The 23,073-nt window shown below is 53.0% G+C and carries 23 protein-coding genes; 14 read left to right on the top strand and 9 right to left on the bottom strand.

Translation table 11 applies throughout. The features are described from left to right. The first annotated feature begins 17 nt into the window (after positions 1-17). Positions 18-848 carry a 3-deoxy-8-phosphooctulonate synthase gene (gene kdsA / locus ACHZB8_RS18770; protein WP_316862568.1) on the top strand — a complete coding sequence of 277 codons (831 nt, stop codon included), beginning with the start codon at positions 18-20 and terminating at the stop codon, positions 846-848. Between the two features lie 246 nt (positions 849-1,094). Next, positions 1,095-1,274, top strand: coding sequence for a hypothetical protein (locus ACHZB8_RS18765; RefSeq protein ID WP_316862566.1), 180 nt, complete (start codon positions 1,095-1,097; stop codon positions 1,272-1,274). Between the two features lie 61 nt (positions 1,275-1,335). Here ACHZB8_RS18765 and ACHZB8_RS18760 read toward each other — a convergent pair whose 3' ends face one another. Beyond that, a complete protein-coding gene (locus ACHZB8_RS18760; RefSeq protein ID WP_316862565.1) occupies positions 1,336-2,319 on the bottom strand; it encodes a DUF1835 domain-containing protein in 984 nt (327 codons plus the stop codon). Positions 2,320-2,748: 429 nt separating this feature from the next. On the opposite strand from ACHZB8_RS18760, the gene eno reads away from it, so the two are divergent. Both eno and modD read left to right on the top strand, forming a co-directional pair. Beyond that, on the top strand, positions 2,749-4,023 hold the full coding sequence (eno, locus tag ACHZB8_RS18755) for a phosphopyruvate hydratase (RefSeq protein ID WP_316862563.1): 1,275 nt from the start codon (positions 2,749-2,751) through the stop codon (positions 4,021-4,023). Positions 4,024-4,305: 282 nt separating this feature from the next. Next, positions 4,306-5,148 (top strand): ModD protein, encoded by an 843-nt coding sequence (modD, locus tag ACHZB8_RS18750; protein WP_316862561.1) that lies wholly within the window; start codon positions 4,306-4,308, stop codon positions 5,146-5,148. Positions 5,149-5,241: 93 nt separating this feature from the next. Here the strand turns inward: modD and ACHZB8_RS18745 are convergent, their stop codons facing one another. The 5 genes from ACHZB8_RS18745 to ACHZB8_RS18725 form a co-directional block, all read right to left on the bottom strand. Then, a complete protein-coding gene (locus ACHZB8_RS18745; protein WP_316862558.1) occupies positions 5,242-6,144 on the bottom strand; it encodes an alpha/beta hydrolase in 903 nt (300 codons plus the stop codon). Between the two features lie 125 nt (positions 6,145-6,269). Further along, positions 6,270-6,824, bottom strand: a complete 555-nt coding sequence (locus tag ACHZB8_RS18740) for a DUF2087 domain-containing protein (protein ID WP_316862557.1) — start codon at positions 6,822-6,824, stop codon at positions 6,270-6,272. A 331-nt stretch (positions 6,825-7,155) separates the two neighbouring features. Beyond that, positions 7,156-7,509: a hypothetical protein gene (locus tag ACHZB8_RS18735; RefSeq protein ID WP_316862555.1), complete on the bottom strand. Its 354-nt coding sequence runs from the start codon at positions 7,507-7,509 to the stop codon at positions 7,156-7,158. A gap of 91 nt (positions 7,510-7,600) precedes the next feature. Further along, complete coding sequence (locus ACHZB8_RS18730) at positions 7,601-8,200, bottom strand: UbiX family flavin prenyltransferase (RefSeq protein WP_316862553.1); 600 nt, start codon at positions 8,198-8,200, stop codon at positions 7,601-7,603. Positions 8,201-8,220: 20 nt separating this feature from the next. Continuing rightward, the gene (locus ACHZB8_RS18725; RefSeq protein WP_316862551.1) at positions 8,221-9,723 is read right to left on the bottom strand and encodes a UbiD family decarboxylase; all 1,503 of its coding nucleotides are present in this window, start codon (positions 9,721-9,723) and stop codon (positions 8,221-8,223) included. A 378-nt stretch (positions 9,724-10,101) separates the two neighbouring features. Between ACHZB8_RS18725 and ACHZB8_RS18720 the strand changes: the two genes are divergently transcribed. The 8 genes from ACHZB8_RS18720 (at position 10,102) to ACHZB8_RS18685 (ending at position 17,866) form a co-directional block, all read left to right on the top strand. Continuing rightward, positions 10,102-10,413: a septum formation initiator family protein gene (locus tag ACHZB8_RS18720; RefSeq protein WP_316862550.1), complete on the top strand. Its 312-nt coding sequence runs from the start codon at positions 10,102-10,104 to the stop codon at positions 10,411-10,413. A 192-nt stretch (positions 10,414-10,605) separates the two neighbouring features. Then, complete coding sequence (pdhA, locus tag ACHZB8_RS18715) at positions 10,606-11,652, top strand: pyruvate dehydrogenase (acetyl-transferring) E1 component subunit alpha (protein ID WP_316862549.1); 1,047 nt, start codon at positions 10,606-10,608, stop codon at positions 11,650-11,652. 17 nt (positions 11,653-11,669) lie between these two features. Further along, positions 11,670-13,058 (top strand): pyruvate dehydrogenase complex E1 component subunit beta, encoded by a 1,389-nt coding sequence (locus ACHZB8_RS18710; RefSeq protein ID WP_316862547.1) that lies wholly within the window; start codon positions 11,670-11,672, stop codon positions 13,056-13,058. A gap of 12 nt (positions 13,059-13,070) precedes the next feature. Then, positions 13,071-14,420, top strand: a complete 1,350-nt coding sequence (locus ACHZB8_RS18705; protein WP_316862545.1) for a pyruvate dehydrogenase complex dihydrolipoamide acetyltransferase — start codon at positions 13,071-13,073, stop codon at positions 14,418-14,420. 123 nt (positions 14,421-14,543) lie between these two features. Next, positions 14,544-15,938, top strand: coding sequence for a dihydrolipoyl dehydrogenase (gene lpdA / locus ACHZB8_RS18700; protein WP_316862544.1), 1,395 nt, complete (start codon positions 14,544-14,546; stop codon positions 15,936-15,938). A gap of 160 nt (positions 15,939-16,098) precedes the next feature. Continuing rightward, the gene (locus tag ACHZB8_RS18695) at positions 16,099-16,341 is read left to right on the top strand and encodes a GlsB/YeaQ/YmgE family stress response membrane protein (protein WP_316862542.1); all 243 of its coding nucleotides are present in this window, start codon (positions 16,099-16,101) and stop codon (positions 16,339-16,341) included. Between the two features lie 67 nt (positions 16,342-16,408). Next, positions 16,409-17,392, top strand: a complete 984-nt coding sequence (gene lipA, locus ACHZB8_RS18690; RefSeq protein ID WP_316862540.1) for a lipoyl synthase — start codon at positions 16,409-16,411, stop codon at positions 17,390-17,392. Positions 17,393-17,413: 21 nt separating this feature from the next. Then, on the top strand, positions 17,414-17,866 hold the full coding sequence (locus ACHZB8_RS18685) for a type II toxin-antitoxin system RatA family toxin (protein WP_316862538.1): 453 nt from the start codon (positions 17,414-17,416) through the stop codon (positions 17,864-17,866). A 103-nt stretch (positions 17,867-17,969) separates the two neighbouring features. Here ACHZB8_RS18685 and ppk2 read toward each other — a convergent pair whose 3' ends face one another. Continuing rightward, positions 17,970-18,992: a polyphosphate kinase 2 gene (gene ppk2 / locus ACHZB8_RS18680; RefSeq protein ID WP_316862536.1), complete on the bottom strand. Its 1,023-nt coding sequence runs from the start codon at positions 18,990-18,992 to the stop codon at positions 17,970-17,972. 435 nt (positions 18,993-19,427) lie between these two features. On the opposite strand from ppk2, the gene ACHZB8_RS18675 reads away from it, so the two are divergent. Next, positions 19,428-20,243 carry a tetratricopeptide repeat protein gene (locus tag ACHZB8_RS18675; RefSeq protein WP_316862535.1) on the top strand — a complete coding sequence of 272 codons (816 nt, stop codon included), beginning with the start codon at positions 19,428-19,430 and terminating at the stop codon, positions 20,241-20,243. Positions 20,244-20,315: 72 nt separating this feature from the next. Here ACHZB8_RS18675 and xth read toward each other — a convergent pair whose 3' ends face one another. Then, entirely contained in the window at positions 20,316-21,107 is a 792-nt protein-coding gene (xth, locus tag ACHZB8_RS18670; protein ID WP_316862533.1) for an exodeoxyribonuclease III, read from the bottom strand. Between the two features lie 57 nt (positions 21,108-21,164). Next, entirely contained in the window at positions 21,165-21,494 is a 330-nt protein-coding gene (erpA, locus tag ACHZB8_RS18665) for an iron-sulfur cluster insertion protein ErpA (protein WP_316862531.1), read from the bottom strand. Between the two features lie 211 nt (positions 21,495-21,705). Between erpA and ACHZB8_RS18660 the strand changes: the two genes are divergently transcribed. Next, positions 21,706-22,935: a deoxyguanosinetriphosphate triphosphohydrolase gene (locus ACHZB8_RS18660; protein WP_316862530.1), complete on the top strand. Its 1,230-nt coding sequence runs from the start codon at positions 21,706-21,708 to the stop codon at positions 22,933-22,935. Positions 22,936-23,073 lie beyond the last annotated feature (138 nt).

The following is a 23,073-nucleotide window of genomic DNA, read 5'->3' as shown; positions in this document are numbered from 1 at the left end:
AAAGAGAGAGTTTTCGTATGACTGCACCCAATCGTGTCATCTCGGCAGGGTCCGTAACATTCGGCAATCATTTGCCGCTCTCGATCATGGCCGGACCATGCCAGATGGAAAGCCGTGACCATGCCATGGAAATGGCTGCTGCCCTCAAGGCAATATCAGACAAGCTGAAGATCGGCATTGTATACAAGTCGTCGTTCGACAAGGCCAATCGCACCAGTCTCTCTTCCTCCCGCGGGATCGGGATTGAGAAGGCGCTGCCGATTTTTGCCGAAATCAAGGAAACCTACGGTCTGCCGGTGGTGACAGACATTCATGATGCAGACCAATGCGCCGCGGTTGCCGAAGTCGTCGACATTTTACAGATTCCCGCTTTCCTCTGTCGCCAAACGGATCTGCTTATTGCCGCGGCCAAGACCGGCGCGGTGATCAATGTCAAGAAAGGACAATTTCTTGCGCCTTGGGACATGAAAAATGTCGCCGCCAAGATTATTGACAGTGGCAATCCCAACGTCATGCTGACCGAACGCGGCGCCTCCTTTGGCTATAATACGCTGGTCTCTGATATGCGTGGTTTGCCGATCATGGCGCAGACCGGTGCACCTGTGATTTTTGATGCCACCCATTCGGTTCAGCAACCGGGCGGGCAGGGCAGCACATCGGGGGGACAGCGCGAGTTTGTTTCCGTCCTGGCCCGCGCCGCTGTCGCTGTCGGGGTTGCAGGTGTGTTTCTTGAAACCCATCAGGATCCGGACAATGCTCCATGTGATGGTCCGAACATGATCCATCTGCATGATTTGGAAGGGTTACTTGCGCAATTGCAGCGTTTTGACGAAATAGCGAAGTCCTGAACGGGGTTGCGGGCGCGCGGCTAAAGGGCCTTCAACTATTTGTTCGATTTGGAAAAGACCGGGTGCGATGCGTCCGGTCTTTTCGTTTATCGCAGTATCTCTTGCTGAGTTGCATGCGGCTCGCATACTCAAAGTGCGTCAATTTGTCTTAGTTATATTTCATATATAGCATATTAAGTAATTACGCGTATTTTGCGCTAAAACCGTGCTGAGAAACAAACATGCAAGAATAAGAGGGAGAGAGACATGAGTGGGTTTGATTCCAAGGAAACGCTGCGCAGCAACCTGATTTTGCTCGGACTGGTTTGCTTGTTGGCCGTCTGGGGGGTGGCGATTGCCTCCTGGGGCTATCCTGCGATCATTGTGCCAGCGGTTTTCCTCTCCTTTTCCTCTTTGATAGCGCTCGTTTTCGTCACGCGAGGATGACGGTTTGTGCATCATGGTGATGGCCATGACATACTGGATCCGGTTCGCTTTTCTGATGGCTTCAGGCGGCGCGATGACGGCTGAGTGAATTGTCGACATCGTGCCAGCGCCAATGGTCAGTGGTGGTCAGCTCTGTGCCGCCCCACCAGCGGTGAAGACCATTTTCCGACAGAAAATCGGCTTTTGTTGCTAGAATGCCTTTGCCGAATTCCGTGAGGTGCAGCGGAGAGGTGATGAATTCCTTGCGCTGATCGTCATCCTGAAAAATGCTCGGCTTGAAGGCCTGCGGCAGTCCGGTCAAAACCGGGCGGTTGCAGAATTGCAGGCTGGACAGGATGTTGAAGAAGGCCCAATCGCCAAGAAAGGCCGCTTCTTCCATATTGAGAACCTGCGCGAATAGCATTCCGGGGCGGGACACGCCGCGATCAAGGGTATAAATGATCTGTCTTTCCGTGCGCGACAGCCCATCAGGTCCGGGAAGCTCCTGCAACAGGCGCAACAAGGCCTGCTTCAGGAAAGGAAATCCGGGGATCGGTTCACTTCGTAACTGGTTGATCGCTTCTGGCCCTTCGGACACATAGGCTTTCCACGCCCTGGATGCGAAGGCAAACATGCGGTCGAGAACCGGCAAGGCCAGATCCTGAAACCGTCCGATCGTATCGGCAGACTGCATGCCCAGATAGGTCTGGGTTTGGACGATGATGACATTGTTGATCCGGCCGAAGCGGTTGAGCATATCCAGACACTGCAAGATCTGAAGCTGATCATAGAGATCATGTTCGAACCAGAGCTCTATCCTGTCAAATTGCTGGTGGCTGCGGATCAGGTCGAGGCGTTCTCTGAAATCGCTCTCGACCATTTCTGTGGTGATCACATTTCCATCGGCCAGTGTCTGGGCGCGGATAGTGGCAAAAAGGCCATCATCCGCGTCAGGAACCGGGCCTTCATGCAAAACATCTCGCCAGGGCAGAATCCGGTCGCCAATATTGGCTTCTTCCAGAAGATGGGCCGCTTTATCGCCATTGGTGATGATCAGGGTAGTCACTGTGCGCCTCTGAAAGTTTGAGGGAACCATGCGAGACAGTTAATGTGCTGTCACGACATTTCAAGCAGCTTTTCCCAACAGGGTCAATGAGCGCGGACTGATTGCGGGCTTATGCCCATGACCGATTGCATCCCCTGACGAGCATTATGCTGACTTTGGCCGCGTTGTCTCGCCTCAGGAGAAGCCGGCGAAAAGCCTTTTGGATCTCGATTCGTATATGAAAAATTTTGCGCACTATCGCGTAATACTAAAGCCTAATTTTACACAGATCAAAGCGGCCAAAGGCAAATGGTTGTAATCGGACTGACAAAATGACCCCGTAGGGTTCATTTGTGCAGAAAAACCGTCGAATGCTCTATGATTCTCTTTCGATATTCGCTAGAAGTCTGGCATCCAACTTAAACCATTCCTATGAATTGAGGTACGATCATGACCGCAATTATTGACATCGTGGGTCGCGAGATCCTTGATAGCCGCGGCAACCCGACCGTCGAAGTAGACGTTATTCTTGAAGACGGCTCCATGGGTCGCGCAGCTGTCCCGTCTGGCGCATCAACCGGCGTTCACGAAGCACATGAACTGCGTGACGGCGAAGAGCGTTATGGTGGCAAAGGTGTTACCAAAGCCGTTGAAGCCGTCAATGATGAAATCTTTGACGCACTGGTTGGTCTGGACGCTGAAAACCAGATCCAGCTGGACAAGGTTATGATCGAGCTGGACGGCACCGAAAACAAAGGCCGCATCGGCGCGAACGCGATCCTTGGCACATCCATGGCCGTTGCAAAAGCTGCTGCTGCTGCTGCCGGTCTTCCGCTCTACCGCTATGTTGGTGGCGCAAATGCCTGCACCCTGCCAGTTCCAATGATGAACATCATCAACGGTGGCGAGCATGCTGACAACCCGATCGATATTCAGGAATTCATGATCATGCCTGTTGGTGCTGAAAGCATCGCAGAAGCTGTTCGCATGGGTGCTGAAGTTTTCCATGCTCTGAAAAAAGGTCTCAGCAAAGCTGGTCACAACACTGCTGTTGGCGACGAAGGCGGTTTTGCTCCTAACCTTGAATCCACCAAAGCTGCTCTGGACTTCATCATGCAGTCCATCGTTGATGCAGGGTACAAACCAGGCGAAGACATCTATCTCGCTCTGGACTGCGCATCTTCCGAATTCTACGAAGATGGCAAATATAACCTCAAAGGCGAAGGCACCGTTCTTGATGCAGCTGGCATGGCTGACTATCTCGACGATCTTGTTTCCAACTACCCAATCATTTCAATCGAAGACGGCATGTCTGAAGATGACTGGGAAGGTTGGAAACTGCTGACCGAGAAAATCGGCAACAAATGCCAGCTGGTTGGCGACGACCTGTTCGTAACCAACACCGCTCGCCTCAAAGACGGCATCAAAATGGGCGTTGGCAACTCCATCCTCGTTAAAGTGAACCAGATCGGTTCCCTGACCGAGACTCTGGAAGCTGTTGAAATGGCTCATAAAGCAGCTTACACCGCTGTTATGTCGCACCGTTCCGGCGAAACCGAAGATGCAACCATTGCAGACCTGGCTGTTGCTACCAACTGTGGTCAGATCAAAACCGGTTCTCTTTCCCGTTCCGACCGTCTGGCAAAATACAACCAGCTGATCCGCATCGAAGAAGAGCTTGGCCCAATGGCGAAATTCGCTGGCCGTTCTATCCTCAAAGGCTAATCGGTTGTCTGTCGGCTTCTTGATAGCCGACCATTAAACATCAAGAGCGGTGAGTTCGTTGAACTTGCCGCTCTTTTTTGTGTCCAGCTTTGCTCAAATCCGAAGTCTGCTGCATTTTTCATCGGTGCCTGCCTGCCTCGTCATCACGACTGATGGGGGGGAATGACAGGGCCGGGCCATGTTCAATTCCTATAATGTGGTATATAAATTGCTTGTTATATTGGAGCCGTGTTGGCTTGGGCAGCATTTGAAAGCTGGTGATTTCTGGAAGGAGCAAATTTCATGATCTCTCTCGATGACGCAACATTGATGTCCTATCTCAGAGAGGATGTTCCTTATGGGGACATGACAACGCGGCCTTTGCAGCTTGATGGGGAAGAGGCTGTCATGACCTTTTCAGCAAGGGGCGACATGACAGTCTGTGCGATTGAAGAGGCTGGGCGGCTTCTGGAACTGATTGGCTGTACTGTAGTTCTTTATGTCCATAGCGGGGATAGTGTTGCCTCCGGGCATTTGCTGTTGCGGGCTCAGGGCCGGGCAGATGTGATCTTGATGGGCTGGAAAGTCTCTCAGGTCATGGTCGAATGGGCGTCTGGGGTGGCGAGTGCAAGCGCGGCGCTCGTTGTTGCGGCAAGAGAGGTCAGGGATAATGCCGTGATTGCCTGCACCCGTAAGGCGGTTCCCGGCACGCGGGCCTTGTCGGCCAAAGCGATCATGTCGGGTGGGGCAGCACTGCACAGAACCGGGCTCTCCGACACGATCTTGCTGTTCCCCGAGCATCGTTCTTTGGCCGAGCCTCTCATGTCGCTGCCCGAGCAGATCGCGAGTCTCAAGCAGGCCAACCCTGAACGCAATGTGGTGGTCGAGGTCAAATCGATCGAGGAAGCTCTTGATGTTGCCGCCGCCGGTGCAGATGTCTTGCAGCTTGAAAAGTTTTCACCATCTGACATTTCCTTGCTTCTGGAAAAATTGGGAGGGAAAGGAAGGCCAAAGATCGCGGCGGCGGGTGGGATCAATCCTGGCAATGTCGGGGATTATGCGCGAACGGGAGTGGAGATCCTTGTGACGTCCTATCCCTACTATGCCAAACCTGCTGATGTGCAGGTTCGGATCGAGAAGCCCTGAGCGTCTTAAAGCGATCATCCTGTTCGCGCGCCCGGCCTGATCGTCGACGTCTGATCACGTGGGCCGGGCACACAAGCCGGTGTTAATGATTGATCATGCGTGGGAGGCTATATCTCTTTTGCTCAAGAGGTCTGAGATTGTGTTGCGTACCTCTTTCATATGCGTGAAAAGGGCGACGTGATCGGCATCCTTGAGGCTTACGAGTTTTGCGTTCTCGATCCTTTCGTGAGCCAATTCCGCATGGGAATGGGGTACAATCCTGTCTGCCGTGCCGTGAAGTATGAGCGTTGGACATTCGATCCCCGAAAAGGATGCTTCGCGGTCCTGTGCAAACAGCTTGGTATCGTTGATCGTTCCGGGCAGCCTTTTTCTCATGTGATTGAAAATGCTGAGCTGTTGCTTTTGCATCAGGGACCAGGCTTCCTCGTTCTCCATGGTTTTCTTGAGCAAGTTTTCATCCGGAATGGAACGCTTTGCCATGGCAACAGGATCGGCTTTGGCCTTTTGTTCCATTTTTCTGGTCATGAAGCCCATGCGGGCAAACAATCGCAGCATCAGCAATCGAACGTGAATTTGGTTGCTAACTGGCAGGCATGTTGTGCAACAGGAGATCAGGATCAGCTTCTTGACCCGATCCTTGTGGCGCGCTGCGAACTCGATTGCAGAGGGGCCGCCCGCCGATATGGCGAAGCAGGAGACGGTGTCGATTTCGAGTGCGTCAAGAAGACTGGCGTAGAGATCGGCTTGTGCGGCGGGTGTTTTGGTCCTGCCAAGTGGCGTGCCGAGATAGCCCGGTCGCGAGAGGGAGATCCGGGTCGTCTTTTGTGTTTTTTGCAAAGCGGCCGCGGCGAGTAATCCGCCTTGGTCATATCCGCCCATTCCGCCATGAAGGAAAAGGCATTCGGTCCCGGTCCCCTCCATGAGAGTTTCAACGGGGCCGGCTTTGGTATGTATGGTCTTGGGGGAACCTTGAGAGTTTGCAAAGGACTGTGACATGAAAATGATCCATTAAATTTGCCTCACCGGCGCAAAACACAACGGGCCCAGAGGCGAAGTCCGCGCTTGGCACTCGCATGGTTGTGCGTGGTGGCGTGTTTCGGCTGATGACATCTTTCGACTTGTCAGGACTGCTGAGACTGTTGCGCTTTCTTGAGAAAATGAATGAAAGTCGCCGCCGTTGCAGAGGGGGGTGTTTCCGCGCGTCTATAGGCGGATCCGTCGGCTGTTCTGCTTACAAGCTGATGATCGACGAGTGCCCTTCGCAGGATTGCGTGATCTTCAAAAGCGATATGGCTTTTCAGCAACCTGTTGACCTCTTGCTCAGGGAGTTCGGCTCTTGAGGGGAAGAGCGACCAGAGCCACCAAAGACACAGAGTTCTCTGCGACGCCTTGGCTGGCCAGCGTTTGAGTGATGTGGAACCGTCAAAATGACGCAAGGTCCGTTCGATGAGAAGATGATCGACGGTCTCCGCTTGAGGTGCCGGTGTTATCAGACGCTGCTGGGCTTCGTGATCGGCCTTGAAATGCTGATAGTTCTTGTAACCGGCAGATCGACACAGGATGTTGAGCCATTCAACATGGCTGGGGGTTTTTTCCGGCGCTTCGACTGCTTTTGAGAGAGATCTGGCGAGTGCGGAAATATCTTTTGCCTGATAGGGCAACTGCTTTCTGGACATGACTTATCCTCGACTTGTGCCGATGAATTTCAGTCGTGGTCACTCTTGCAACATGGCACGGGATAAGTGTCAGTTGGATCGGATGGCAGGTTTAGCTCTTCAATGAAGCAGTGACGCCTTGGTGAACTGCCGACCGCGGACTTTCTATCCTGAAACGCGGTAAAAAGCAACTGCCGCTCTTGAGTTGAACAGAGATCAGTCCCGAACAGAAGAGTTGCTTGGGTATCCGTCATCGATATTGGAAAGAATGACGCCAGCCGCTGAGAATTGCGGCTTCGCTGACTTGTGGGAGAGAGAAAAAGTGGTTGAAGTAATAGTTTAAAAAATGTTTCTAAATATTTCTTCTATCTCTATTTCTGCCAAATCCCATTACATGCTTCGTTGTGCGGTATGTGGACTTCGCACCCTCCTCGAATATCATCCATGCAAGGCGGCCAAACAGGACATAAAGAGCAAAGGAGAGCTTGTCGTCGATTTTCAGAAGCTCGAACCATTTGGCATAGTCTACGATGAGTGGCTGATGATCGATCCAGTCAATCGCTATCCGAGAAAATTCATGCACTTGAGTATAGATTTGGTCCTGAAACAGAAAGCAATAAATATAGAGCATTGTCCCGAGAGCAATGCCGATTGCCAATCGCCAAAATCCCACAATTGTTATTCCGAGCGCGCGCAAAAGCAGCATAACCGTCCCCTGAATTTCTCGCCAACTGCGCAAGCGACTTTATAGAAACTGGTCGCTTCTGTCAGGTTGTTTGTGAAGGTTGTTCAGATTTTCACTCGTGCTCGGGTGGTTGCCAGCGTTTGATGAGTGGGTTCACGTCCAGATCAAGCAGCGAGAGAAGCCGGGCGGCTGTTTGCTGTAGCATTTCCCCAATCGATTGGGGAGCCAGGTAAAAGGCTGGAACAGGGGGGGCAATGATGCCTCCCATTTGCGTCACCCTGGTCATGGCCTCGATATGGCCGAGATGAAGCGGGGTCTCTCTTACGGCCAGAACAAGCTTGCGGCGCTCCTTGAGCATGACATCGGCACAGCGAATGGAGAGGCGATCCGTTTGGCAATAGGCAACGCTTGCCAGGCTGCGAATGGAGCAGGGGGCAATAACGAGGCCATCAAGTGCGTTGGAACCTGACGCGATGGAGGCGGCAAGATCCTTGTCGTCGTGCACGAGGTGCGCCAGTTCATATAGCGTTGACACCCGCTCGGGGTCCAATTCCAGGGCGGCGGTGCGTTTGCCACCATCGGTCACGATCAAATGGATCTCCAACTGGTCGCCAGCGTCATTCAGCGCCCTGAGGCCCTTGAGAACCTCCAGTCCGAGCATGGAGCCGGAGGCTCCCGATATGACAACGCCGATCTTTTTGATTTGAGCCATGCGTGAACCTCTCCTGAGAGCTAAAGATCCAGCTTTTTAACAAGATTGTCGACCTTGTCGATCACTTCTGCGCTCATTTTTAATTCTCGTCCCCATTCGCGGCTTGTTTCAGACCCGATCTTGTCTGTCGCATCAATTCCCATTTTGCCGCCAAGCCCTTCAAGAGGGGACGCAAAATCGAGATAGTCAATCGGTGTGTTGTCAACCAGCAGCAGGTCCCGGCCCGGATCTGTCTTGGTGGCAACTGCCCACATGACGTCGTCCCATTTTCTGGCATTGATATGCTCATCGACGATGATGATCAGTTTTGTGAAATTGAATTGGGGCAACATCGACCACATGCCCATCATGACACGACGGGCTTGCCCGGCATAGCGTTTGCGGATGGAAATCACCGCGATGCGATAGGAAGCAGCCTCCGGGGGGAGCCAGACATCGACAACCTCGGGGAAGGCTTGCCGGACCAACGGCATGAAAACATCGTTGAGCGCCTCCGAGATGACAGACGGCTCATCCGGTGCGCGCCCCGTATAGGTCGACAGATAAATGGGGTCGCTGCGTCGGGTTATTGCGGTCACGGTCATTTTAGGAAAGAAATCAACAGAGTTGTAATAGCCGGTATGGTCGCCATATGGGCCCTCGGGCAAGGTTTCTGTTGTTGAAATCGTGCCTTCTATGACGATCTCTGCATTGGCCGGCACCAGAATATCCTGCGTCTTGGCTTTGACAAGTTGAGTCGGCTTGCCGCGGAAGAGACCAGAAAACTGTGCTTCACTCAGGGTTTCGGGAATCGGAGTAACAGCGCCCAGAATCGTTGCCGGATCGCTGCCGATTGCAATTGCCACCGGCATGTCTTCTCCGTAAGCCTGCCAGTCTCTGAAGTGTGCGGCTCCGCCCCGATTCTCGAGCCAGCGCATGATCAGGCTGTTTTTTGATGCCTGTTGCATGCGGTAGACGCCCCAATTGTAGGATTTGATATCGTCAGTCCGGGGTGGTCTGGTGATGACAATCGGCCAGGTGACGAGTGGTGCAGGCTCGCCCGGCCAGCACCCCTGAATGGGAAGCAGATCGAGATTGATGTCCTCATCGGTCTCGACAATTTCCTGACAGGGCGCCTTGTTTTGCACTTTGCCCCTGAGGCTCGTTGCCGCTTTCAGGAGCGGTCCGATTGCACCAAGCAGTTCGGAGCGCTCTGGCGGCTGGGGCTGACGCAGAAAGCACAGGAATTCGCCAAAGGGAATAAGCTCATCTGCCTTGCAGCCAAGAGCCCAGGCGACCCGTTCCACCGTGCCAAACAGATTGATCAGAACGGGCATTGTGCTTGGCTGTCCATCGGCGCGAATTGGCTTTTCCAGCAGAAGAGCAGGGCCGTTCTTCGCCATCACGCGCCTTTGCAATTCCGTTGCCTCAAGATGCATATTCACTGGCTCGGAAATACGAAGCAGTTGGCCATGCTCTTCGCAATAGCGCATAAACGCGCGGAGATCCGAAAAAACAGGCAGGGAGCGCGAATGGATTTTCATCAGATGGCCTCGTTCTTCATGCTTTGCAAGTCAACCCCTCTGGGCAAGGGCCTTTTTGTAGCTGATCCGTCTTTGTGACTGACGGCCCTGTGAATTCCCATGATCAGGATCAAAGTGAGCGGCGACGCTTTGTAGCGGGAAAAATGGACGCTTGCCCAATTTTAGACATTTTGTAACGGCACAGATTTGGTGGTAAGGTAAATCAAATATTAACCGATTGAAATTGTTAACTTTTTATATACCAAAAAAATACCTGATTTTTGTGTGAACTGTCTTTTCGGAAAGCGTTTGTTAACGCTGACCGGGCTAAATAGATCTTGTATCGGGCAGAAAGGGTTTTGCGTACTGCCTGATTACCGAGTGTGTAGGGTGTACGGTATGGCGACGCGCCAGCGGAAAAATTCAGTATTGCGCCATTTGGTGCTGCCATCATTTCTCCTCTTGTTGTTGGGTTATTTCATCTTCCATACGTTGCATGGAAGCTATGGAGTTTATGCACTTGCCGGCATGAATGGGCAGGTGGATAGCCTTGAAGCTGATCTTCTGGCTCTGCGGTACGAGCGCGAGGCGGCTGAACATCGTATCGCCCTTTTCCGAAAGGAAACGCTCGATCCTGACATGATGGATGAGCGGGCGAGAGTTTATCTCAATGTTGCCGACCCGGATGAAATCGTAATTTTCAATAATTGAGATATATTCAAATCTTAACTCGAATCAGGTTTATGGATTTTTTTTAACCAGAATTCAGTTAATGATAGAATTTGTATTGTTTTCAGTTGTTTAATACCGAAATTTACCCGAAATTTCTGCTTTTTCAGTAATTGCAGATTAGATGGTTCTAAAGTATCTTCTAGCCATGGAAACGCTATATGGAGCAGCAACATGGCAGCATCCGCGGCAAATACCGCCAAAAAGTCGGCGGCTAAAGGGTCAGATCGTACCCAGATTAATCGTACAATTGTTGAATTTGATAAGGATCAGGAACTTCACGCCTATCGTGAAATGCTCCTCATCCGACGTTTTGAGGAAAAGGCCGGCCAGCTATATGGCATGGGCCTGATCGGCGGCTTCTGTCACCTTTATATTGGTCAGGAAGCTGTCGTGGTCGGCATGCAAATGGCTTCCAAGGAAGGTGATCAGGTTGTTACCTCTTACCGGGATCACGGCCACATGCTGGCATGTGATATGGATCCCAAGGGCGTCATGGCCGAATTGACTGGTCGCAAGGACGGCTATTCCAAGGGCAAGGGCGGCTCCATGCATATGTTCAGCCGCGAGAAGAATTTCTTCGGCGGTCATGGCATTGTAGGGGCTCAGGTCTCTATTGGTACCGGTCTTGCCTTTGCCAACAAATATCGCGGCAATGATAATGTGTCGATGGTTTACATGGGCGATGGTGCGTCCAACCAGGGCCAGGTCTATGAGAGCTTCAATATGGCCAAGCTCTGGAGCCTGCCAGCGATCTATGTGATCGAGAATAACAAATACGGCATGGGGACCTCGGTCGAGCGGTCGTCTTCCAACACCGATCTTTCCCAGCGCGGCATGTCGTTCGGTATTCCGGGCGAACAGGTCGATGGTATGGATGTCCGCGCCGTGATGGCTGCGGCTGAACGTGCCATCGAGTGGGCGCGTGAGGGCAAGGGCCCCTATATTCTTGAAATGATTACCTATCGCTATCGTGGTCACTCGATGTCTGACCCTGCGAAATATCGTTCCAAGGAAGAAGTGCAGAAAATGCGCAATGAACATGATCCTATCGAACAGGTCCGTCAGCGTCTGATCGAGGGTGGCTTGGCAACAGAAGACGAGCTCAAGGCAATCGACAAGGATATCCGCGCGGTTGTTTCTGACTCGGCCGAGTTTGCCCAGTCCAACCCCGAGCCGGATGAATCTGAACTCTGGACCGATATTTACATGCCTCTTTAAGGCGAAGGGATCGTATTATGCCAATCAAAGTTTTGATGCCAGCCCTGTCTCCTACCATGGAAGAAGGCACTCTGGCCAAATGGGTCAAAAAAGAAGGCGACGCCATTGCTATCGGTGATGTGATCGCTGAAATTGAAACCGACAAGGCAACCATGGAAGTGGAAGCCGTCGACGAAGGAACGCTCGGCAAGATCGTCGTTGATGAAGGCGCTCAAGGCGTCAAGGTCAATGCGCTGATTGCCGTTATTCTGGAAGAGGGCGAGGACGCCTCGGCTCTCGATGGCGTTTCGGACGACGCAGCGCCTGCTGCGGCTCCCGCTGTGGCGGAAGCGCCGGTAGCGGTTCCGGCAGAAGCCAAATCCGCGGCACCCGTTACCGTGCCCGATGCGGATGGCGAACCGGAAGTTCCCGAAGGCACTGCAATGAAAACCCAGACCGTGCGCGAAGCTCTGCGTGACGGTATGGCTGAAGAAATGCGCCGCGATGAAAACGTTTTCCTTATGGGTGAGGAAGTGGCCCAGTATCAGGGTGCCTACAAAATTTCGCAGGGTATGCTGGACGAGTTCGGCGAACGTCGCGTGATTGATACACCGATTACCGAGCATGGCTTTACCGGTCTTGCTGCCGGTGCCGCTATGGCCGGTTTGCGTCCGATCGTCGAGTTCATGACCTTCAACTTCGCCATGCAGGCGATTGACCACATCATCAACTCGTCTGCCAAGACGTTGTATATGTCCGGTGGCCAGATCACCAACCCGATCGTTTTCCGCGGTCCAAACGGTGCGGCTGCCCGCGTTGCAGCCCAGCACTCGCAGGATTATTCCGCCTGGTACAGCCAGGTTCCTGGACTGGTTGTTGTGCATCCTTACAGCGCTTCGGACTATAAAGGCCTGATCAAGTCTGCAATCCGGTCTGACAACCCTGTTGTCTTCCTTGAGAATGAAATCCTCTACGGCCAGAGCTTCGACGTGCCTGATATGGATGATTTCACCGTTCCTCTCGGAAAAGCGAAAGTGGCGCGCAAGGGCAATGATGTGACCATCGTTTCCTTCGGTATGGGCATGCAGCATTCACTCCATGCAGCTGAAGAGCTGGCCAAAGAAGGCATTGAAGCCGAAGTCATCGATCTTCGCACCCTGCGTCCGCTTGATATGGACACCGTTCTGCGTTCCGTCATCAAGACCGGTCGCTGCGTCTGTGTTGAAGAAGGATGGCCGCAAGCCTCCATTTCTTCCGAAGTTGCTTTCCGCATTATGGATGAAGCGTTTGATTATCTGGACGCGCCTGTCGCTCGTGTTTGCGGCAAAGACGTTCCGATGCCTTATGCTGCCAATCTTGAAAAACTGGCTTTGCCGAATGTCGCCGAAGTGGTGGCCGCCGTCAAAGCTGTGACCTATACCGCCTAAAGGAGAGAGATTATGCCCGTAACAATTACGATGCCTGCGCTTTCTCCTACCATGGAAAGCGGGACGCTTGCCAAATGGCTGGTTCAGGAAGGCGATGAAATCTCGGCCGGTGATGTTATCGCCGAGATTGAAACCGACAAGGCAACCATGGAAGTGGAAGCCGTTGATGAAGGCAAGATCGGCAAAATTCTGGTAGATGCCGGAACCGCAGATGTTGCCGTGAATGCGCCGATTGCCCTTCTTCTGGAAGAGGGTGAAGACGCATCCGCACTGGACGGCTTTGATGCCGGGGCACCTGCCGCAGCACCGGCTCCTGCTGCTGAAGCCGCACCTGCTGCCGCTGCTGCTCCTGCTCCTGCTGCCAATGTTGCTGCCGGTCCGGCTCCGTCGTCTGGTGATGGTAGCCGTATTTTCTCCTCGCCGCTTGCTCGTCGTCTTGCCAAGCTCAATGATCTTGATCTTGCCAAGATTTCCGGCACTGGTCCGCATGGCCGTATCGTGAAACGCGATGTGGATGCGGCTCTTGTTTCCGGGACTGCAAAAGCCGGTGCTCCGGCTGCCGAGGCTCCTGCGGTGAAGGCTGAAGCTGCCGTTTCGGCTGCTGGTTCGGCGGCTCCGGCCGGTCCGTCCGATGATCAGGTTCTGAAGAATTTCGCTGAAGGGTCTTATGAGCTTGTCCCGCATGACGGCATGCGCAAAACCATTGCCAAACGCCTTACTGAAGCGAAACAGACCATTCCGCATTTCTATGTGTCGGTTGACTGTGAACTTGATGCACTGCTTGCCCTGCGTTCGCAATTGAATGCCTCGGCTCCCGTCAGAGATGACAAGCCTGTCTTCAAACTGTCAGTCAATGACATGGTGATCAAGGCACTGGCTCTGTCCTTGCGTGATGTGCCTGATGCCAACGTCTCCTGGACATCTGACAATATGGTCAAGCACAAGCATGTCGATGTTGGTGTGGCCGTGTCCATCGAGGGTGGTCTCATCACTCCGATTATTCGCAAGGCTGAAGAGAAATCCTTGTCGACCATTTCCAATGAAATGAAAGATATGGGCAAGCGCGCCAAGGAACGCAAGCTCAAGCCTGAGGAATATCAGGGCGGTACGACCGCTGTGTCCAACATGGGCATGATGGGCGTGAAGAGCTTCTCGGCTGTGGTGAACCCGCCGCATTCGACCATTCTGGCGGTTGGTGCCGGTGAAAAACGTCCGGTTGTCAAAGGGGATGAGCTTACGGTCGCGACCGTCATGACCGTTACCCTTTCCACCGATCACCGTACTGTCGATGGTGCTCTGGGTGCCGAGCTTCTGGCCGCGTTCAAGGGCTATATCGAAAATCCAATGGGCATGCTGGTCTAGAGCCGAAACTCTGAAAGCATCAGTCGCGCCTGGGCGTTGCGTTTGGCGCGACCATTGCCCCCGATTGCGCCATTTACGGCGACGGGGAGGCTTTCAGATCGGCGATTATGAGGAAATTTCTAAATGGCACAGACAGAATTTGACGTCATCGTTGTCGGCTCCGGCCCCGGCGGTTATGTGACCGCTATCCGTTCAGCCCAGCTTGGTCTGAAAACAGCGATCGTCGAGAAAAACGAACTGGGCGGCATCTGCCTCAACTGGGGTTGCATCCCGACCAAGGCTTTGCTTCGTTCTGCGGAAATCTATCATTTCATGAAGAACGCGAAAGACTATGGTCTTTCAGCTGAAGGTGTCAGCTTTGATCTTCAGAAGGTCGTGGAGCGGTCTCGCGGTGTTTCCAAACAGCTCAATACCGGTGTCGGCTTCCTGATGAAGAAGAACAAGGTTACCGTCATCAAGGGCGAGGGTATTCTTGAAGGCAAGGGCGTACTGAAAGTCAGTGGCGATGATGCGGGCACCTACAAGGCCAAGCATATCATCCTTGCAACAGGTGCGCGCCCTCGTGTTCTGCCGGGCCTTGAGCCGGACAAGAAACTGATCTGGACCTACTTTAACGCCCTGAAGCCGGACATCATGCCGAAGTCTTTGCTGGTTGTCGGGTCGGGCGCTATCGGGATCGAGTTTGCAAGTTTCTACAGCACGCTCGGTGCTGATGTGACCGTTGTCGAGTTGATGCCGAAAATTCTTCCCGTGGAAGATGATGAAATCTCTGCGATGGCGCGCAAGTCGCTTGAAAAGCAGGGTATCAAGATCCTCACGGAAGCCAAGGTCACAAGCGTCAAGAAAGACGGCGATAGCGTTGAGGCAAGTGTCGAGAAAAAAGGTGGCAAGGTGGACGTGATCAAGGCTGATCGCATCATTTCCGCCGTCGGCGTGCAGGGCAATATCGAGAATCTCGGTCTTGAGAAGCTCGGTGTCAAAACGGATCGTGGCTGTATCGTGATCGATGAATTTGGCCGCACCAATGTTGAAGGCATCTATGCGATTGGCGATGTGGCCGGACCTCCGATGCTGGCGCACAAAGCCGAGCATGAAGGCGTCATCTGCGTCGAGAAGATTGCCGGTGGCAATCCGCATCCGATGGACAAGAGCAAGATTCCGGGTTGCACCTATTGCCATCCACAGGTCTCTTCCGTCGGACTTACAGAGCAGGCTTGCAAGGAAAAAGGTCTCGACGTGCGCGTTGGTCGTTTTCCGTTCATCGCCAACGGCAAGGCCATTGCGCTTGGAGAGCCTGAAGGCATGATCAAAACCATTTTTGACAAGAAGACCGGCCAGTTGCTGGGTGCGCATATGATCGGCGCCGAAGTGACCGAGCTTATTCAGGGCTTCTGTGTCGCTATGGGGCTGGAAACCACCGAAGAAGAACTGATGGAAACCATCTTCCCGCATCCGACCTTGTCGGAAATGATGCCGGAATCCGTGCGCGATGCCTATGGCAAAGTGATCCAGACCTGATTGGGGCGGGCGTTTCAGTCAAGGCATGAAGACTCGTGGTGAGCGTTGCAGGGCAGGCGGCTTTGGCTGTCTGCCCTGCTTGGTAAAGCTTGCAGCCTGATATTCAGTTGTTATCTTAAGAGAGTGTCATTGTTTCACATCAACTGAGAGGGATCGAAAAATGGGTCTTATTCTTTGGATCGTCATCGGCATTGTTGCCGGATATATTGCCGCCAAAGTCACCAATTCGCACCATAGTCTGCTGACCAATCTCGTGGTTGGTCTCATCGGTGCATTTGTTGGCGGTTATCTCGCCGGAATGCTTGGAATACGCTTCGCCGGGCCAATGATCATCGATACGACGATTGTTGCAACGCTTGGTGCCATTCTGGTTCTGTTTTTCTATCAAAAAGTTCTAAAATGATCGCCTTGACCCTTCGGGGGCTGTTCGGATATGGCTGATCGATCACCGCGGATGACAAGGATTTTGAATGGTCACGATCGTAGACACACTTGCCAAAAAGGCATCTGAGGAAAAGTCGGCAGCTGCGAAGCTGCGCCATCCGGAAAAGGCGCATCGCCCGGACAATCCCATTCAGCGAAAACCGGACTGGATCCGCGTCAAGGCTCCCGGCTCGGCTGGATATAAGGAAACCCTCGAAATTGTTCGCAGCAACAAGCTGGTAACAGTGTGTGAGGAAGCTGGATGCCCTAATATGGGCGAGTGCTGGCAGCATAAACATGCCAGCTTTATGATTATGGGCGAGATTTGCACACGCGCCTGCGCCTTTTGCAATGTGTCAACCGGTATCCCTTCTGCGCTCGATCCTGAAGAGCCTGAAAATACCGGTCGTGCCGTCGCGCAAATGGGGCTCAAGCATGTGGTGATCACGTCCGTTGACAGGGATGATCTGGACGATGGCGGGGCGCAGCATTTCGCAGACGTCATTCGCGCCATTCGCGAGGCTTCTCCTGAGACGACAATCGAGGTTCTGACACCTGACTTTCTGCGTAAGGAAGGGGCTCTTGAAATCGTCGTGGCCGCAAAGCCGGATGTCTTCAACCACAATCTTGAAACGGTGCCTTCCAACTATCTCAAGGTTCGCCCCGGTGCGCGCTATTTCCACTCGATCCGGCTTTTGCAGCGCGTCAAGGAGCTGGATCCGAGCATGTTCACGAAATCGGGCATCATGGTCGGGCTCGGTGAGGAGCGCAATGAAGTGCTTCAATTGATGGATGATTTGCGTGTCGCTGACGTTGACTTCCTGACAATTGGTCAATATTTGCAGCCCAGCAAGAAGCATCATGCGGTGATGAAATTCGTCACGCCGCAAGAGTTCAAGGGTTATGAGACAATTGCCTACAGCAAGGGATTCCTTATGGTTTCAGCCAATCCGCTGACGCGCTCTTCCCATCATGCAGGCGATGATTTTGAAAAGCTGAAGGCCGCGCGTCGGGCCAAATTCGGCCGTTGACTTTGTGGAGTCTTGCAAGCAATGCCCAAATTCCAGACACGACACAAGGCGCGCCATTCGGTTTCGCAAATGTATGGTCTCGTTGCCGATATTGAGCGATATCCCGAATTTGTGCCCCTGTGCGAGGCTTTGACGATCAGGGGACGGCAAGATCGTCAGGACGGCAGCATCATGGTGGCGGACATGGTTGTCGCCTACAAGGTGGTACGGGAAAGCTTCACGTCGAAGGTGACCTTGTCACCGAAAAGGAACGAGATCCTTGCCGAATATCTCGATGGGCCGTTCAAGCATCTGGAAAATCGCTGGACATTCGAGGCTGTTGATGGTGAGCCCGATGCCTGTCATGTCAGCTTCTTCATTGATTACGAATTCAAGAACCGTGTGTTGGCGGGATTGATGGGCTCCATGTTCGACAAGGCTTTCAGGAAATTCTCGACAGCCTTTGAGCAGAGAGCCGATTTGATCTATGGCTGATGAGAGGGCCGCTCTTAGTTGCTTCCAACAAGAAAAGGTCACCAGATTTTGGTGACCTTTTTTGTGCGCATTCAAAATGGTCTGGTGACAAAATCGCTCAAGACTATTTGTTCGGATGGATGGCTTTCCCCAGAATGTGGGAATCCTGACCTATGACATGCATCGAGTCTCCAACGATCAACGGGTCCGGGCCATTGACTATGTGGTGATCCTTGTTCGGATAGGGCAGGGAACTGAGGAAATGCTGCATGCAGTTCAGTCTTGCCCGTTTCTTGTCGTTGGATTTGATGATGGTCCAGGGAGCATCAGCGGTGTCTGTATAGAAGAACATCGCTTCCTTGGCTTCGGTATAGTCGTCCCACTTGTTCAGCGAGGCCTTGTCTACAGGCGACAGTTTCCATTGTTTGAGGGGATCATGTTCGCGCGATGCAAAGCGCTTGCGCTGTTCATCCTGTGTGACAGAGAACCAGTATTTGAAAAGGCGAACACCGGAGCGCCGGATCATGCGCTCGAATTCCGGGGTCTGGCGCATGAATTCGAGATATTCGGACGGTGAGCAAAAGCCCATCACGCGTTCAACGCCAGCCCTGTTGTACCAGGAGCGGTCAAAGAGCACAATTTCGCCTGCGGCGGGCAGATGCTCGACATAGCGCTGATAATACCATTGCGTCTTTTCGCGTTCTGTCGGCTTGTTGAGGGCAACGACACGAGCTGCGCGAGGGTTGAGATGTTCCATGAACCGTTTGATGGTTCCGCCCTTGCCTGCGGCGTCCCGGCCTTCGAACAGAATGACGACCTTCTCGCCAGACTCCTCGACCCATTTCTGCACCTTGAGCAGTTCAACCTGAAGCAGGTTTTTCTGTTTCTCATAGGCCGCACTTTTCATCTTGTTCTTGTAGGGGTAGACACCCTGTTCGAACACCCGGCGGATTTCGCTTGGATCGTGGCGCATCTCGGCCAGCCGATGGAGCGCTTCGCCTGCCGAGCCTTGTGCTGCCTCGGGCTTCTGTGAAGCCGTGCTCTGGTCTGCAATCTCGTAAATTCTTTCGAGATCGACATTGCTCTGTTGCGCTACCGGCGGGACTTTGATGTCCTCTTTGACGAGTTTTTTGGCGGCCGATGGCATTGTCCTTCCTCCCACATCATTGGCAAACTATATTCAGGATAGATGAAATAGTTTAACCGCCGGTCATGGCCCTGCCTCAATCTGTTGGCAGGGTTAATGAAGAATTTATGGTGGGATGAGTGATCTGTTGCAATATGGCAACGCCCCGGCAAAAAGTAGATTTGCTCTTTGGCATGTTTATAGTTTTTGCCCGTGTTCGGCCACATTATCCTGACAGATTGTGAGCTAATGAAGCAATTAACGCATGACCTTTTGTTTGAAGTTGTCATCCCGGTGACAAATCCATCCGGTACGTGTGACCGATTGCTCCGAGGAAATGCATCTCAGTCTTCAGACCGACGCGATGTCGCATAGCGTCGAAGGCTGAATAGATAAGATCTGCTGGTAAACAGGGTCGCTCAAGAACGATCAGGCCAAGCAGGCGAGCGGTGAGTTATGAAGCGTCAAAAGAGGTTTGCTCTCACGTTAGCGCGGGGCTTGTCCCTCGCCTTTGCTGTGAGCTTGGCAGGTGTTACGGCCTCGCAAGCTTTTGATCCGCGCACCATGCAGGAAGGCGGTGCGAAAGCCAGCGACGCTTTTGTCTTCGGTTTCCAGGCATACAAACTTGGGGATACGTCGACAGCGGTCGAAGCCCTCAAATATGCTGCAAAGAAAGGGCATATGCCATCCCAATGGAAATTGGGTCGCATGTATGAGGAAGGTGACGGAGTTCACAAGGATCCCGCGCAGGCATTCGATCTTTTCAATGATATTGCAAAACGCTATGGCAATGCCCGTCCCGGGTCTGTCGAAGCGCGTTATGTTGCGGATGCCATTGTCATGCTGAGCGAGTTCGTCAGATCCGGTATCCCTGGCAAGGTTGTCTCGAATCCAAAGGAATCCCAGGAGCTTTTGCTTTATGCCGCGTCCTATTTTCGCGATCCCGAAGCCCAGTATCATCTGGCGCTGAGTTATCTGGACAAGTCTGTGGGCGAGGTTGAACCGAGGATGGCATCGCGCTGGCTGGTGAAAGCTGCGCGAAAAAACCATGTCGGTGCTCAGTTGAAGCTTGGTGAAATGCTTCTTGATGGTCAGTTTTTCCCTCCCCAGCCAGTCAATGGGCTCAAATGGCTGACGATTGCCAGAATGCTGGACAGTGGCAACCCTGAAGCCTCCGATCGGCAGGAAGCGGCCTTTGCTCTTGCGGATCAGGAAACCCGGCAAAAGGCGGTGTCTCTTGCCGATCAATGGGTGAATGGCACAGGCCGCTAGGCCAATGGCTGGTTGGCTGTGCATTTTCAGGCTATCGGCAGAAAATTCTATGTGAGAAATAGAGCGGCCTGATCAGGCCGCTTTGCATTTGAGCGTCACGGTCACAGGCACATGATCGGAGGGTTTTTCCCAACCGCGCGTGTCCTTGTTGATGCTACAGCTTGCCAGAAGATCGGCCGCTTCGGGTGACATCAGGTGATGGTCGATGCGGATGCCGTTATTCTTCTGCCAGGCTCCTGCCTGATAATCCCAGAAAGAATAGAGATGTGGTGTCGCGTTACAGGCCCTGAAGGCTTCGGTCAGTCCCAATGCCTTGAGTTCACGGAATTTCTCAAGCGTTTCTGCACGATAGAGGGCATCGCCCCACCAGGCATCATGATCATGCACATCGTCTGCGGTCGGGATGACGTTATAGTCGCCTGACAGGATAAAGGGCTCCTCAAGGCTTAGCCTGTCTTTGGCGAATGCTATCAGCCGATCCATCCACTCGAGTTTGTAGGGATATTTGTCGCTGTCGACCGGGTTGCCGTTTGGCAAATAGAGGCTGATGACGCGCAAGGGGCCCCTGTCGGTTGCAAAAAGGCCTTCAATGAAGCGGGCCTGTTCATCATTGTCATTGCCCGGCAGACCGCGGTTTACTTCTTCGATGGGAAGACGCGACAGAAGCGCAACGCCATTGAACCCTTTCTGTCCATGGGTTTCGACATTGTAGCCCAGATCCTCGATCGCACCGCGCGGGAAGGCTTCGTCGACCGACTTGATTTCCTGCAAGCAGGCGATGTCGGGCTTTTCCTGTTCGAGCCAGCGCACCAGATTATCGTGGCGGGCCTTGATGCCGTTGATGTTCCAAGTCGCTATGCGCATGTCATTTGCCTTTTGCTCTTGAGGGGACGTCTTGTCGGTCGACTTCGGATTTTAGTATCAGATCGAAAAGCTTGTTCCGCAACCGCATGAGGCTGTTGCCTGAGGGTTGGTGATCTGAAAGGACTGTCCCATCAGGTCGGTCACAAAATCCACTTCCGAGCCCTCCATATATTGCAAGGACATCGGGTCGAACAAGATCGTAGCCCCATCTTTCCTGATAACCAGGTCGTCCTGTTCCTGACTGGTGACGATTTCGTAGTTATACTGAAATCCCGAGCAACCACCTCCGCTGACAGATATTCGCAGCATGGCGCCGCCCTCTTCCTTGGAAAGGATGGTTGCGATTCGTTTGATCGCGTTGTCAGTCACTGTGATTGGGTTCGACATTTGCGCGCTTCCCGTTTACTAATCCGTTTTGGCCCGGATAATCATGCATTTTTTGTGCAAAATTTGATGGCCCTGTTGCCAACAGGGGTCAATTTGTCGGCTCTGTGTGACTATTCCTTCAGCCTTCACAAAGCCTTTTCTTTGTCTTGATAGTTAGGGTCGCAGTTTGCCCTGTCAACCATTTTGGTTGGGGGTACATGAAAAGTTGAATATGAAATGGAACAAGATTATGCCTGAAATCGGATTTGGAGCGCAAGCCCGTGCCGTATATGCCGCTCATCCGGAGCAAAGCAGGGGACGACTGTTTGTCGAAAGCGCAAGTCCGACGAGAACGCCCTATCAACGGGACCGTGACCGGATTATCCATTCTTCGGCTTTCCGCAGACTTCAGGCCAAGACGCAGGTCTTTCTCTATCATGAGGGCGATCTTTATCGCACGCGGCTGACGCACAGCCTTGAAGTTTCTCAGGTTGCACGCTCGATTGCTCGCGCGCTTTCAGTTGATGAGGATCTGGCCGAGGCGCTCGCCCTGTCTCATGATCTTGGTCACACGCCCTTTGGTCACGCAGGGGAGCGGGCGCTTGACCTTGTCATGCAGCCCTTCGGCGGTTTTGATCACAATGCCCAGTCTTTGCGTGCGGTCACCGCGCTTGAGCAGCGTTATGCCGAACATGATGGGCTCAATCTGTCATGGGAAACCCTGGAAGGGCTCGTCAAGCACAATGGTCCTCTAACCGATAAGGACGGCAAGGGAATCGGGCATTACTCCAACGGACTGCCCTATGCAATCCGTGCCTATGCAGAGCATCAGGATCTGATGCTGTGGTCCTATGCTGGCATTGAGGCGCAGGCGGCGGCCATTGCCGATGACATCGCCTACAATGCTCATGACATCGATGATGGCTTGCGCGCAGGGCTGATTTCGCTTGAGCAATTGCGGTCGGTTCCAATGGTTGGCGGTTTGCTTGAAGAGGTTGATCAACGCTATCCGGGCCTTACGGACGTGAGAGTCGTTCATGAAATCGTGCGTCGCCTGATTACCCGCATGGTTGAAGATGTCATAAAAACCTCGATGGCCAATCTTGCTCGCCTTTCTCCGCAAAGCATCGACGATGTGCGAAATGCAAACCAGACCATCGTCTGTTTTTCAACCGATATGGAAAAGGCGGTAAAGGGCATAAAGCGCTTTCTGTTCGACAATGTCTATCGCGACGAGCGGGTCATGCGTGTCATGCGCAATGCCGAGCAGGTGTTGAAAGACTTGTTTGTTCGTCACTTCGAGGAGCCTGATCTGATGCCCTTTGAGTGGCAGTTTGATCTTGATGGCGCTCCGGAAAAGACGGTTGCGAGACGTGTGGCAGATTATGTGGCTGGCATGACGGATCGATTTGCCATTCTGGAACATCGGCGACTGTTTGACCTCACTCCTGATTTGGGATAGAGCGTATTTCGAATAATTGATTGCCATGTAGGGCAGGGCGCGTGGACGCCGCTGCCTATTGGTATTGTCCCTTGCATTGAAATCGGTCTTGTCCGCATTTTTGATGCCAACCTATTTCGCGCCAGTCTTGTTCCTCAC

Origin of the sequence: uncultured Cohaesibacter sp. (assembly GCF_963556055.3) — a bacterium.
In the GTDB taxonomy this organism is placed as follows: domain Bacteria; phylum Pseudomonadota; class Alphaproteobacteria; order Rhizobiales; family Cohaesibacteraceae; genus Cohaesibacter.
The sequence above is the reverse complement of the archived record's forward strand: the minus strand, read 5'-3'. Positions and strand labels throughout refer to the sequence as shown.

Bases quoted from the DNA above. Each gene is read 5' to 3' on its own strand.
- pdhA (WP_316862549.1), top strand. From the start codon at position 10,606: ATGGCAGCATCCGCGGCAAATACCGCCAAAAAGTCGGCGGCTAAAGGG.
- ACHZB8_RS18740 (WP_316862557.1), bottom strand. From the start codon at position 6,824: ATGTCCAGAAAGCAGTTGCCCTATCAGGCAAAAGATATTTCCGCACTC.
- ACHZB8_RS18745 (WP_316862558.1), bottom strand. From the start codon at position 6,144: ATGTCACAGTCCTTTGCAAACTCTCAAGGTTCCCCCAAGACCATACAT.
- ACHZB8_RS18710 (WP_316862547.1), top strand. From the start codon at position 11,670: ATGCCAATCAAAGTTTTGATGCCAGCCCTGTCTCCTACCATGGAAGAA.
- ACHZB8_RS18685 (WP_316862538.1), top strand. From the start codon at position 17,414: ATGCCCAAATTCCAGACACGACACAAGGCGCGCCATTCGGTTTCGCAA.
- ACHZB8_RS18660 (WP_316862530.1), top strand. From the start codon at position 21,706: ATGAAATGGAACAAGATTATGCCTGAAATCGGATTTGGAGCGCAAGCC.
- modD (WP_316862561.1), top strand. From the start codon at position 4,306: ATGATCTCTCTCGATGACGCAACATTGATGTCCTATCTCAGAGAGGAT.
- ACHZB8_RS18675 (WP_316862535.1), top strand. From the start codon at position 19,428: ATGAAGCGTCAAAAGAGGTTTGCTCTCACGTTAGCGCGGGGCTTGTCC.
- lpdA (WP_316862544.1), top strand. From the start codon at position 14,544: ATGGCACAGACAGAATTTGACGTCATCGTTGTCGGCTCCGGCCCCGGC.
- ppk2 (WP_316862536.1), bottom strand. From the start codon at position 18,992: ATGCCATCGGCCGCCAAAAAACTCGTCAAAGAGGACATCAAAGTCCCG.
- ACHZB8_RS18730 (WP_316862553.1), bottom strand. From the start codon at position 8,200: ATGGCTCAAATCAAAAAGATCGGCGTTGTCATATCGGGAGCCTCCGGC.
- eno (WP_316862563.1), top strand. From the start codon at position 2,749: ATGACCGCAATTATTGACATCGTGGGTCGCGAGATCCTTGATAGCCGC.
- ACHZB8_RS18725 (WP_316862551.1), bottom strand. From the start codon at position 9,723: ATGAAAATCCATTCGCGCTCCCTGCCTGTTTTTTCGGATCTCCGCGCG.
- kdsA (WP_316862568.1), top strand. From the start codon at position 18: ATGACTGCACCCAATCGTGTCATCTCGGCAGGGTCCGTAACATTCGGC.
- ACHZB8_RS18735 (WP_316862555.1), bottom strand. From the start codon at position 7,509: ATGCTGCTTTTGCGCGCGCTCGGAATAACAATTGTGGGATTTTGGCGA.
- ACHZB8_RS18695 (WP_316862542.1), top strand. From the start codon at position 16,099: ATGGGTCTTATTCTTTGGATCGTCATCGGCATTGTTGCCGGATATATT.
- ACHZB8_RS18765 (WP_316862566.1), top strand. From the start codon at position 1,095: ATGAGTGGGTTTGATTCCAAGGAAACGCTGCGCAGCAACCTGATTTTG.
- xth (WP_316862533.1), bottom strand. From the start codon at position 21,107: ATGCGCATAGCGACTTGGAACATCAACGGCATCAAGGCCCGCCACGAT.
- ACHZB8_RS18720 (WP_316862550.1), top strand. From the start codon at position 10,102: ATGGCGACGCGCCAGCGGAAAAATTCAGTATTGCGCCATTTGGTGCTG.
- ACHZB8_RS18705 (WP_316862545.1), top strand. From the start codon at position 13,071: ATGCCCGTAACAATTACGATGCCTGCGCTTTCTCCTACCATGGAAAGC.
- lipA (WP_316862540.1), top strand. From the start codon at position 16,409: ATGGTCACGATCGTAGACACACTTGCCAAAAAGGCATCTGAGGAAAAG.
- erpA (WP_316862531.1), bottom strand. From the start codon at position 21,494: ATGTCGAACCCAATCACAGTGACTGACAACGCGATCAAACGAATCGCA.